The sequence below is a fragment of the Mucilaginibacter pocheonensis genome, assembly GCF_031456535.1.
GTDB classification, from domain to species: Bacteria; Bacteroidota; Bacteroidia; order Sphingobacteriales; family Sphingobacteriaceae; genus Mucilaginibacter; species Mucilaginibacter pocheonensis.
In genome coordinates this window covers 532,349-544,155 of the sequence record NZ_JAVDUU010000002.1, presented here as the reverse complement: position 1 = coordinate 544,155, position 11,807 = coordinate 532,349, and the positions used below count along the sequence as shown (strand labels likewise).

Here is an 11,807-nt window from a genome sequence, read left to right as displayed (position 1 = left end):
CAATAATCTACCTAAATTTTAAAAACTATATTAATTATAATAGGTTTCTCTTTTAGTAATCTTTGCTTAAATTGAGCCAATAAAACCTGAATGAAAATATTCCATCTGAGTGCTGAGTGTTACCCTGTTGCCAAGGTTGGCGGCCTTGCAGACGTTGTTGGCTCGCTGCCAAAGTACCAAAATATGGCAGGACTGCAGGCTGCGGTTGTAATGCCTTATTATGATAGAAAATTTACCCGCGAAAACGAATTTGATATTGTTTTTAACGCGGCCACATTATTAGACACCAAAAGGCTTTATTTTGAAATATTAAAAGAAAAAACCAACAAGCTTGGCTTCGAGCTTTTTTTAGTAAGGATACCGGGCTTGCTTGATCGTGAAAACGTATACAGCTACCCCGATGAAAGAGAGCAGTTCATCGCTTTTCAACTGGCTTTTCTGGACTGGATAAGCTATTCGCAGCAAACCCCGGATATTATCCACTGCCATGATCACCATTCAGGATTAGTGCCCTTTTTATTATATCACTCCAAATTATACCGCCGCCTGGCAAATACACCTACTGTATTTACCATTCATAACGGACAATATCACGGAGCCTTCGGGTGGGAGCACCTATCATACCTGCCTGAGATTGATCTAACACAAACCGGTTTGCTTGACTGGGCCGGGGGTATTAACCCGCTGGCATCGGCGGTAAAATGCTGCTGGCGCTATACAACGGTATCGCCAACCTATCTTCATGAGCTTTCTATTAACTCAAACGGGCTGGAATACCTGTTCTGGATTGAAAGTGCAAAAGGTTACGGTATTATAAATGGCATTGACACCGAGGTTTGGAACCCGAAAACCGATACTATGATTGCCGGCAATTTTACCTCAAAATCTATAGCAAAAGGCAAACAGGTTAATAAGGATGCCCTTTGCGAAAGGTTCGGATTAGATCCAAACAAGCCATTGTTTACCTTTATAGGCCGCTTAGTGATTGAAAAAGGGGCCGACCTGTTGCCCGAAGCCATTGAACTCAGCCTTATGGATCCCGCAGAAGAGGCCAGCTTTTTAATATTAGGCTCTGGCGACACGGAAATGGAAACTGCCCTGCTGGAACTTAAGGAAAAATATCCCGGCCGGTATAATGTATTTATTGGTTATGACGAAGCACTTGCACACCTTATTTATGCCGGCGCCGACTTTTTACTCATGCCATCGCGGGTGGAACCATGCGGGCTTAACCAGTTGTACTCGTTAAGATATGGCACCATGCCGCTTGTACGTAGTACCGGCGGGCTCATTGATTCTGTTATTGACTTTGGCGATGAGGGCGGTTATGGAATTCGCTTTAATAACGCCAGTGTTGCCGATATTAATCACTCCGTTTCCCGGGCCTGCGCCCTTTATCAAAATACCGTATTACTGCAACAGCTGCGCAAACGCATGATGGCACTCGATTTTTCGTGGGACCGGTCTGCAAAAGAATATATTAACCTGTATGAAAGTTTAAACCCTACGATATGACATCTAAAGTAATTTCAATTGTGCTTGGCGGTGGCCAGGGCAGTCGTTTATCACCCCTTACTGCAACACGTTCAAAACCAGCTGTTCCCATTGCAGGCAAATACCGTCTGGTTGATATTCCTATTTCCAATTGTTTGCACTCGGGTATTACACGCATGTATGTGTTAACACAGTTTAATTCTGCATCGTTAAATAAACATATCAAAAACACCTATCACTTTAGCAGTTTTAGCGATGCGTTTGTTGATATTTTAGCTGCCGAGCAAACGCCGTCGAACGTAACGTGGTATCAGGGTACTGCCGATGCGGTAAGACAAAGCCTGCATCATCTGGCGGTTCATGAGTTTGAGTATGTGCTTATCCTTTCGGGTGATCAGTTATACCAAATGGATTTTGAGGAGATGATCAATCAGCATATAGATGCGGGTGCCGATATTTCGATTGCGACCATTCCGGTTGATGCAGCAGATGTACCGGGTTTTGGTATATTAAAAACCGACGAGAACAATATGGTAACTGCCTTTATTGAAAAGCCTAAAAAGGACTTTGAAAGCTGGGCATCTGAAGTGAGCGATGAGATGCAGGCCAAAGGCCGCGTTTATCTTGCTTCAATGGGTATTTATATTTTTAACCGGAAACTTTTATATGACCTGCTCAACGGGAATGACCATACCGATTTTGGTAAGGAGATCATCCCTCAGGCAATAAAAGAGCATAAGGTATCAAGCTTCCAGTATGAAGGCTATTGGACAGATATTGGTACTATCCCATCGTTCTTTGAAGCGAATCTGGGCTTAACGGATGATATACCAGAGTTTAACCTTTTTGGCGAAAACCATATATACACACGGGCACGGATGTTGCCGCCGTCAAAAATATCAGGCACGTTGATGGAAAAATCCATCATTGCTGATGGCTGCATTATCACTGCAAAAAAAATCACCCGTTCGTTAATTGGCATACGTACCCGCATTGGTGTTGATACAACTATTGAGAACTGTTATGTAATGGGTAACGACAGCTATCAAACGTTGGAGCAAATTGCAGAACTGAAATTGAGCAGTTCGCCGATAATGGGCATAGGCGACAGGTGTGAGATCAAAAACGCTATTATTGACAAAAACACTTATATAGGCAATGATGTAAAAATAAACGTTGGCGAAAGATTACCCGACGGCGATTTTGGCACACATACGGTACAGGATGGCATTGTTGTTATAAAAAAACGGGCTATTATACCAAGTGGAACAATTATTTAATTTAAACTTAAAAAAACAATTCATTATTAATTTGTTATAATAGGTAAAAACTATTTAAAACAAAAAGACGATGAAAAAGGCACTTTGTATGATCGCTTTAGCAGCGATTTCTTTCGGGAGCGTTTTTGCGTATGGTACGGAAGTAAAAACCGGACACGGTTCAATGCAAACCGACACCACCAAGAAAAAGTGGAAACACAAAAAAATGAAGAAGGATACTACAATGAAGAAAGACACGATGAAAATGAAGTAATCTTCTTTATCAGCAAAAAGGCTTCCGATGAACACCGGAAGCCTTTTTGCTGCAATATTATGTAAGTTGACGTACTTACAAATCAATAGTTTCGCCTATGGCGGGCAGTTTTAAGTTAAGACCAGCTTTTATAAACTTTTCGGCCACTTCACTTTTGTCAATTTTAATTACCGGGAACGAGTCATAGTGCATCCCTACAATGTTCTTGCAGTTTATAAATGCGCTGGCTTTTATGGCATCATCGGCGCCCATCGTGTAGTTGTCGCCAATAGGTAAATAAGCCCACGCCAAATCTTCATCGGCAAGTAGCTTCATATCATAGGTAAGTGCAGTATCACCGGCGTAATATATATTTTTACCCTCGTTGGTGTAAATCACAAACCCGGCCGGGTTACCGCCCGGCGCCCCGTCGGGCATGGTGCTTGAATGTATGGCGTTAACCATTTTAACCCTGCCGAAGTCAAAATTAAAACTACCTCCAATATTCATACCATGTACATTATCAATGCCTTTGCCGTTAAGCCACGCGGCAATGTCAGCTATGCAAATAATTTGGGCTCCGCTGTTTTTTTGTATCGTGATCAGATCCGCCACGTGGTCGCCATGTCCGTGCGATACCAGGATATAATCTGGCTTAATGTCGTTAATATCAATTTGCTTAGCCAATGAATTAGGCGTAATAAATGGATCAAACAGTAGTTTTTTGCCGCCTGTTTCTATTTCAATGGCAGATTGTCCGTAATAAGTAGTTTTCATAGCGTATCAGTGTTTGTGGACTCGTATGCTTTAAATATCCGTGTTTAAGCGTAATGATAAAACCATTCCTTACTTCCCAAACATGCCGCCAAGGTCGCCAAACATATCTTTGGTCATTGCTGCCATTTCACTCTGACTTACATTATCAGCTTGTTCTGTGGCTTTGTTAATTGCCACTGCCAATAATTCCTCAATTTCTTCCTTATCCGCCCCGGCAAAAAAAGCGCTGTCGATATGTACAGATTGTACCACTTTATTACCGTTAACAGTTACGGTAATTTTCCCACCCTCGGCAGACCCGGATACGCTGATAGCATCCAAACGTTTTTTTACTTCGCCCGCTTTTTGCTGGGCTTCCATTAATTTATCAAACATGATATTTTAAATTAAATCTACAATCGCCTTAATTAACCTAATTAAACCAATTTACAGGCTGCTAATCGTCACTGGTATCGCCGTTACCATTATAAGCGCTTTTACGCACTATAGGCATACCCGCGGCCTTAAACAGATCATCAAGCTTTAATAAGCTGCCATTGGCTAAGTTAGTTAACAATACAATGGTAATATCGTTTTTCATATCGCGCAAATAAATATGCCTGAACCCGTGCCACCATCCTGTATGGTAAATAACTTGCTGCCCGGGTGCGGTAAATGTACGCCAGCCATAACCATAGCTAAAGTGCCCGTGTACCATAGGGTTACGAGGCACGTAGGCCGAATCAAGTGTGGATTGTTTTAACAACCGGCCTGCGCGTAAGGCACGGTCAAACAGAAAAAGGTCGGCCACTGTGCTGTAAATGCCCTTATCTCCAACTGGGCCATCCAAAAAGTTTTGTACAACAGAGTACCGCCATTGTCCGCGGTCGTGCCCAACCACATCAACCGGTATTTTATCATATACGGCTTTAGAATACACATGCGTATGTGTCATGCTGGCCGGCATAAATACATTGTCTTTCATAAACTGCGCGTATGACATGCCGCTAACCTTTTCAATAATGGCTCCAAGCACCATAAAGTTAGAGTTGTTATACAAGAACCGCTTATTAGGCACGTTAAAAGGGCGCGGCTTATAATCAGCTATCAATTTCATAGCCTCAGCATTAGTGAGCCCCTTTCTTTGATTAAGGTGCTGACTGCGGTATAAATCGTCAACAAAATACACGTAGTTCATCATACCCGACCGGTGAGTGAGCAGCAGGCGTATGGTAATGCCATCATAAGGAAAGTCGGGGAAAAACTTCTTCACGTTATCATCTAAGGTAAGCTTACCGCGCTCCATCAGCATTAAAATAGCGGTGGAGGTCATGGTTTTAGTTACCGACGCCAGCTCAAACTGCGAGCTTAATTTCAGGCTGTCACGATGCAGGTAATCTGCCCATCCAATAGCGTTTTCGTATATGATCTTTCCTTTTTTGGCAACCAGCACGTTGCCGTTAAACCCGCGGGTACGATGAAGCTCTTTCATAACTTCATCTATTTTTCTATCGGCATTTTTAGGGTTGTACGCCAGCAGCGCGGTGGTATCTAATGGCTTGCTGTTGGCAGGGCTTGTCCCTTTATTTTTATCATTGTTTTTTGATGAACAGGATGTCAATATCAGTAGGGCGGCGGTAAATGTTAAAACACTTTTGTACACTAATCTCATAAATAAATTTCTCACTCTTAAACGAATGCGAAAATTAGAAATTATACCGCATGTATATGTTAAAGTTTTAATTTTTTTCGTTTAATTGATACTCTTTATATGTTTAAGTATGAATATTCCGTCAAAATTGCGCTTCCTGGTAATTATCATATTGTTTGCTTCGGCCGCCAGGGCGCAGCAAACCGATATAAACGCGTTGATAAAGCAAGGGATACAGCTTAATAGCGAACATAATTATGCCGGAGCTATTGAAAAATACAAGCAGGCGTTAGTTACCGATCCCGACAATGCGCAGGCCAACTATCAGCTTGCATTTACCCTGCTTGCTTCGGGTAAGGGAACAGATGGCATTCCCTATTTAAACAAAGTAACTAAAACAACCAGCAATTTCACCGGGCCGGCCTTTGAGCTTTTGGGTAGTATTTACGATGCTTCGCACCAGCCGCAGCAGGCTATTGACGCCTACAAAGAGGGGCTTAAAGTAAAACCCGACTATCAGCCGCTGTATTTTAATTTAGGCATCGCATACTTTAGGGCACAGCAATATGCCAATGCCGAACAGGCTGCAATTGAGGCTATTAAGCTTGATCCTAAACATGCCAACAGCCAACGATTGTATGGTTTAGTTACCTTTCATCAAAACAAAAGGGCTGCCGCATTGCTGGGCCTTTGCCGCTTTCTGTTGCTGGAGCCCGATGGCCCCCGTTCGGCCGAGGCTTATACTAATATGCAAAGCATTTTAAAAGGAGGCACTCTGAAAACCGAAAAAACGGATGCTGCCAATATTGCTTTAAATAAAGCGCTTTCGGCGGCGGTAGCCACTACCGCGTCGAGAAGATATGCATCGCCGGCCGATCTGCTGGCGGCCCAGCTTAAAGCTATATTTGTGGCCGTTGGTCAGCTGGCCGAAAAACAAACCGGTAACAACTTTTTCAGGACTTATTATGCCTCGTTTTTTTATAAACTGGCCCAAACAGAGCACATGCCTGCATTTGCCCGGTTAATGGACATGAGCGCCAATAAAGCAGCCGACACCCAATGGCTGCAGCAAAATGAGGATAAACGAAAAGCGCTGGAATCCTGGGTGACCGCAACGGAAGGAAGTTTGTAAGAGGCCCCAATTTTCCCGCTTTAATAATATTCTTTATAATATTGTATATGGACAACCCTGAACCTCTGAACATTGATTATCCAAACGCTGCGCCAGTTATAGCAAAATTTGTATACCCCGACTGGAAATCTCTTTACAAGCTTTTTTTCATGTTTATTTTGTATTCAATAGTCGGCGCGATGGTTTTGGTTTTTTTTTGGAGGGACGCTAAAGATTGGGCTACCCCAACAGTAAAATCGCTCTCGAATCTTGTGCTTTACATTATTACGATGTTGCTTACAATTAGATACGCGATCAGGAAAAGCAACAAACAGTCTTTTTCTACCTTCAATTTTAGTTTTAATAGGATACCGGGTTGGCTTGTGCCTGTCATTATTATAAGTGCTTTAGCTTTGATCGTTGGCTTGGAGCGGATATCCAGCCTGATCCCGATGCCGGAATATGTGCAAAAGATTTTTGAAAAGACATTTACAAAAAATGTTTTTTCTCTTGTTACCGCCATTATTGCAGCTCCCATACTGGAAGAAATATTATGCAGGGGAATAATATTGAAAGGATTGTTAAAAAACTATTCTCCACGAACGGCTATCTTAATTTCGGCTATATTTTTTGGCGTGATACATCTCAATCCCTGGCAGGCGTTGACAGGCTTTTGTGCAGGTTTATTTTTAGGTTGGATTTTTTACAAAACCCAATCAGTAATACCTGGAATAATCATACATGCTACTATTAACATTACGGCTTCGTTGTTTTTATTTTTACCCAAACATCAGCGAGGGCTTTTTAACCTGTTAGGCATGCCTTATTATATTCTACTGTGTGTATGCGCCACGTTGATTTTTGTAGGTGGATGCGTAATCATTCAGAAAAAAACATTACCAACGACAGACTAATACCGCGAGAAGAATGAATTTTGAATGACAGAATCCTAAACATTTGATTATCAGATGTTCATTAATGTTCACGGTGTTCACGGATCGTGAACGTGAACATCACAAGGGTTTTAGGTTGTTTTCCCTTAAATTACCCGCACAAATACATCAAAAGTCTCCCACATCTCACGCTAACATCTTGTATTAAAAAGATTACGCTTAGCCATTCCCTTACATCATATAAAACCATAACTTTGCCCTGCAAAATTTTAATACTACCATGAGTTTCAGAACCGAACACGATACCATGGGCGAGGTACAGGTACCTGCCGATAAATACTGGGGAGCGCAAACAGAAAGATCACGCAATAACTTTAAAATTGGTCCCGAGGCATCCATGCCGAAGGAGATCATCGATGCGTTTGCTTATCTTAAAAAAGCCGCTGCCTATACCAATAGCGACCTGGGCGTGCTTCCGGCCGAAAAACGCGACCTGATTGCACAGGTTTGTGATGAGATATTAACGGGAGCATTAGCTTCGGAATTTCCACTGGTAATATGGCAAACAGGCTCGGGCACACAGTCAAACATGAATGTGAATGAAGTTGTGGCCAACCGGGCTCATGTATTACAGGGCAATAAACTGGGCGAAGGCAAAACTTTTATCCACCCGAATGACGATGTAAACAAATCGCAGTCGTCAAACGATACCTATCCTACAGCCATGCACATTGCTGCATATAAAATACTGATAGATGTAACCATCCCCGGTATTGAAAAACTGCGCGATACCCTGCAGGCCAAGGTTGAGGCCTTTAAAAACGTTGTAAAAATTGGCCGTACACACCTGATGGATGCTACGCCATTAACTTTGGGTCAGGAGTTTTCTGGTTATGTGTCGCAGCTAAACCACGGCCTAAAAGCTTTACGTAATACGCTTGACCATCTTTCTGAACTTGCGCTTGGCGGTACCGCCGTTGGCACAGGCATTAATACGCCAAAAGGCTATGATGTAAAGGTAGCTGAGTATATAGCAAAATTTACTGGTTTGCCATTTATTACCGCCGAAAACAAATTCGAGGCCCTGGCTGCACATGATGCCATTGTGGAAAGCCACGGAGCGTTGAAACAGATAGCCGTATCGTTAATGAAGATTGCTAACGATATCAGGATGCTGGCTTCCGGACCGCGCTCGGGTATTGGCGAGATCCATATTCCTGATAATGAACCAGGCTCATCTATTATGCCCGGCAAGGTTAACCCAACCCAAAATGAAGCGGTTACTATGGTGGCGGCTCAGGTAATGGGGAATGATGTGGCCATATCTATAGGCGGATCAAATGGTCATTATGAGTTAAATGTATTTAAACCTGTAATGGCGGCCAACTTTTTACAGTCTGCCCGTTTAATTGGCGATGCCTGCGTGTCCTTTAATGATCATTGCGCAAAGGGCATTGAACCAAACTACGATGGCATTAAAAAACACCTGGAAAACTCGCTGATGCTGGTTACGGCACTTAACCCGCACATAGGGTATGAAAATGCCGCCAAAATAGCTAAAACAGCATTGAAAGAAAATAAATCATTACGTGAAGCGGCTATAAACCTCGGCCTGCTGACCAATGAGCAGTTTGACCAATGGGTTAAGCCTGAAGACATGATAGGTAGCTTAAAATAACCTCACCAAAGCCCCTCTTCTAAAGGAGAGGGGCTTTTTATTGAACTTGCAGGGTATGCAAAAAATCCAACAAACACGCTTTTTCCTTTTCCGTTTTAAGCTATTTGCTTTAAGTTTTCTGCTTGGGGCCTTTAGCCTTACTGCATGTACCATGAACCCCGACAAACAAACACCCGGCGAAGAATACGTTCAAGGGGAGTGGCGGCAAGACTCGGTACCGGCGCAAAATCGCCTGGTTTCCTATTCATTATATGATCTTAAATTCAGCTGTGATTCTTTTTATATGAAGATCAGTTCATTCAGTAAGATAAATTATGGCCCGGATACCTGCATGAATAGTGGCCATTGGGCAGAATATATTAAAGGAACCTACTCACAAAAGCTGGATACATTGCACCTTAAAGGCGAGTTTTGTAATGCCGACGGCAGTTATAAAGACGAAAAAGGCTGCTTCCGCTCTGGCGATTATGAAGAATATTTTAAAGTGAAGCAAAAGACCGATTCGCTTATTCAATTTGCAAGTACGTCCAACGTTATACCCATCAATGCCCGTTTAATAAAAAGAACAAGCTGTGTACCTAAACCTTTGTGAAATGAAAAAGCACTTTTTCAAAAAGATCATCCTTATCGCATTATTGTATGTTCCCCTGCAAAGTATGGCCTGGGGAACAAATGGACACCGTATTTGCGGACAAATAGCTGACAGCTATTTAACCCCAAAAGCACGTAAAGCTATACAGTCTATATTAGGCCCTGAATCCATCTCCATTACCAGTAACTGGGCCGATTTTATAAAATCTGATCCTGCTTACAATTATATGTACAACTGGCATTTTATTGATCTGGATAAGGCATACACCTACCCGGAGCTGCAAGCCTATCTTAAACAGGATACCAGCGCCGATGCCTATACCAAAATGAACTTTTTGATTACAGGGCTAAAAAAGAAAAACCTTTCCGAAGCAAACAAGCTGCTTTATCTGCGTATGCTGATCCACATTGTAGAGGACGTGCACCAACCCCTGCATACCGGCCATACCACCGATAAAGGCGGCAATGATATTAAGGTACAGTGGTTTGGCAAGGAGAGCAACCTGCATTCGGTTTGGGATAGCCAGCTTATTGATTTTCAGCAGCTAAGCTATACTGAATATACCGCAATGATAAATCACACTACAGCGGCACAGCGTGTGAAGCTGCAAAAAGCGCCCATCAGTGAGTGGTTGTTTGAAAGCAACCAACTTGCCGAAAAACTATATGCAGATGTTAAACCTGGTGATAACCTGAGCTATAAATATAATTTTAAATATATAGAGATCCTTAATAACCAAATGCTTAAAGCCGGCATACGCCTGGCCGGGGTATTAAACAAGATATTTGGATAATTTTAAGGTGAAAGATAAAGGGTTGAATGGTTTGTTAAAAACATCTTCGGCACTTTACTTTTTGCATTTCAATTAAAAATCTTTTGCACTTTACATTCAGCTTTAACCTTAAAAAATGAAAATATTAATGGTTTGCCTGGGTAACATATGTCGTTCGCCGCTGGCTGAGGGTATTATGAAACACCAAGCGGCGGCAAGCGGACTAAATTGGGAAATTGACTCGGCTGGTACAGGCAATTGGCATGTTGGCGAAGCGCCAGACAGGCGTTCCATACGTACCGCCCGCAATCACGGCATTGATATCAGTAAACAAATTTGCCGGCTTTTTGAGGCGGACGACTTCGATTATTTCGACTATATTTATGTGATGGATAAAAACAATCTGAGCGATGTTTTAGCCATGGCCCGGAATGAGCAGGATGCGGAGAAGGTAAAACTATTACTCGGCGATAAGGTGGTGCCGGATCCTTACTATGATGACTCCCGGTTTGAACCCGTTTTTGAATTGATTGAAGGTGGTTGCAAGGATATTATCAGGGAACTTACCAAATAAACAATACGTCCATTGCTCAATGCGTAGCGATGAATAGCAAGAATGTACTCATAAAAAACTCTGTCTCACAACCTTAAATAAGGGCAAATCTTCACCATACCAAAAGGCACGGCCATGCGGCTCAAAGCCGGCTTTGGATAAAACCTTTTGCGAAGCCAAATTCTCCGGATGGGTAACTGCGCAAATTTCCTTTAGCCCAATTTCATTCAGGCCATAAAACACCAGGGCCCTGGCAAGTTCGGTGGCTATGCCGGCTCCCCAGTATTTAAGGTGCAGGCGGTAACCCAGCTCAATACTGTTGCTGTCATAGTCGCTGGGCGAAAGTATACATATCCCTATAAAGTCATTATCGGCTATATTAAAAATGCCCCAGCGCCCCATGCCCGATTGTTTTTGATACTCTTTGAGCGTATCCTTAAAAACCTTTCTGCTTTCCTGCGCTGTACGCTTTTTTACATAGCGTGTTAAGCGGGCATCGGCATCAAGCTCCAATAAAAGGGGTTCGTCCTCGGGTGTAAATTCACGTATCAGCAGGCGCGGCGTTTTAGCAATAATGTTCATGGTTCCTCAAAAATATATTATTCGCCTGTGGCTTAGGTAAACAGAATGTCATTTAAGCCGATACGGAATTACCGCCGGCGTCCCACGAATGCTGACATGAACGCGTCTGTACTTTTTTGATAAACCCACGCTTCAGATAAAGGATTTGCCTAATGGGTAGGCAACTACATGTTTTTTTTAACACCTTTCGGGGCCTTTCTGCATGTAAAAGTG

General features: G+C 42.6%; 13 protein-coding genes. 9 read left to right on the top strand and 4 right to left on the bottom strand.

Going from position 1 to position 11,807, the window contains the following annotated elements:
* Positions 1-90: 90 nt before the first annotated feature.
* The 3 genes from J2W55_RS09245 (at position 91) to J2W55_RS09235 (ending at position 3,027) form a co-directional block, all read left to right on the top strand.
* Positions 91-1,515: a glycogen synthase gene (locus J2W55_RS09245; RefSeq protein WP_310094706.1), complete on the top strand. Its 1,425-nt coding sequence runs from the start codon at positions 91-93 to the stop codon at positions 1,513-1,515.
* Complete coding sequence (locus tag J2W55_RS09240) at positions 1,512-2,774, top strand: glucose-1-phosphate adenylyltransferase (protein ID WP_310094704.1); 1,263 nt, start codon at positions 1,512-1,514, stop codon at positions 2,772-2,774. The genes J2W55_RS09245 and J2W55_RS09240 overlap by 4 nt, the downstream gene beginning before the upstream one ends.
* A gap of 70 nt (positions 2,775-2,844) precedes the next feature.
* On the top strand, positions 2,845-3,027 hold the full coding sequence (locus J2W55_RS09235; RefSeq protein WP_310094702.1) for a hypothetical protein: 183 nt from the start codon (positions 2,845-2,847) through the stop codon (positions 3,025-3,027).
* 75 nt (positions 3,028-3,102) lie between these two features.
* Here J2W55_RS09235 and J2W55_RS09230 read toward each other — a convergent pair whose 3' ends face one another.
* The 3 genes from J2W55_RS09230 to J2W55_RS09220 form a co-directional block, all read right to left on the bottom strand.
* The gene (locus tag J2W55_RS09230) at positions 3,103-3,783 is read right to left on the bottom strand and encodes a metal-dependent hydrolase (protein ID WP_310094701.1); all 681 of its coding nucleotides are present in this window, start codon (positions 3,781-3,783) and stop codon (positions 3,103-3,105) included.
* A 69-nt stretch (positions 3,784-3,852) separates the two neighbouring features.
* Positions 3,853-4,158, bottom strand: coding sequence for a YbaB/EbfC family nucleoid-associated protein (locus J2W55_RS09225; RefSeq protein ID WP_310094699.1), 306 nt, complete (start codon positions 4,156-4,158; stop codon positions 3,853-3,855).
* 61 nt (positions 4,159-4,219) lie between these two features.
* Positions 4,220-5,434 (bottom strand): serine hydrolase domain-containing protein, encoded by a 1,215-nt coding sequence (locus J2W55_RS09220; RefSeq protein WP_374726364.1) that lies wholly within the window; start codon positions 5,432-5,434, stop codon positions 4,220-4,222.
* 109 nt (positions 5,435-5,543) lie between these two features.
* Between J2W55_RS09220 and J2W55_RS09215 the strand changes: the two genes are divergently transcribed.
* From J2W55_RS09215 to J2W55_RS09190, 6 genes are all read left to right on the top strand, one after another.
* Complete coding sequence (locus tag J2W55_RS09215; RefSeq protein ID WP_310094696.1) at positions 5,544-6,545, top strand: tetratricopeptide repeat protein; 1,002 nt, start codon at positions 5,544-5,546, stop codon at positions 6,543-6,545.
* A gap of 47 nt (positions 6,546-6,592) precedes the next feature.
* Entirely contained in the window at positions 6,593-7,438 is an 846-nt protein-coding gene (locus tag J2W55_RS09210) for a CPBP family intramembrane glutamic endopeptidase (protein WP_310094693.1), read from the top strand.
* A 259-nt stretch (positions 7,439-7,697) separates the two neighbouring features.
* Entirely contained in the window at positions 7,698-9,095 is a 1,398-nt protein-coding gene (gene fumC, locus J2W55_RS09205; RefSeq protein ID WP_310094691.1) for a class II fumarate hydratase, read from the top strand.
* Between the two features lie 55 nt (positions 9,096-9,150).
* Positions 9,151-9,687 carry a fumarate hydratase gene (locus tag J2W55_RS09200; RefSeq protein WP_310094689.1) on the top strand — a complete coding sequence of 179 codons (537 nt, stop codon included), beginning with the start codon at positions 9,151-9,153 and terminating at the stop codon, positions 9,685-9,687.
* 1 nt (position 9,688) lies between these two features.
* The gene (locus tag J2W55_RS09195) at positions 9,689-10,480 is read left to right on the top strand and encodes a S1/P1 nuclease (protein ID WP_310094685.1); all 792 of its coding nucleotides are present in this window, start codon (positions 9,689-9,691) and stop codon (positions 10,478-10,480) included.
* 115 nt (positions 10,481-10,595) lie between these two features.
* Positions 10,596-11,033: a low molecular weight protein-tyrosine-phosphatase gene (locus J2W55_RS09190; RefSeq protein ID WP_310094682.1), complete on the top strand. Its 438-nt coding sequence runs from the start codon at positions 10,596-10,598 to the stop codon at positions 11,031-11,033.
* 48 nt (positions 11,034-11,081) lie between these two features.
* Here the strand turns inward: J2W55_RS09190 and J2W55_RS09185 are convergent, their stop codons facing one another.
* Positions 11,082-11,594, bottom strand: coding sequence for a GNAT family N-acetyltransferase (locus tag J2W55_RS09185; RefSeq protein ID WP_310094680.1), 513 nt, complete (start codon positions 11,592-11,594; stop codon positions 11,082-11,084).
* Positions 11,595-11,807 lie beyond the last annotated feature (213 nt).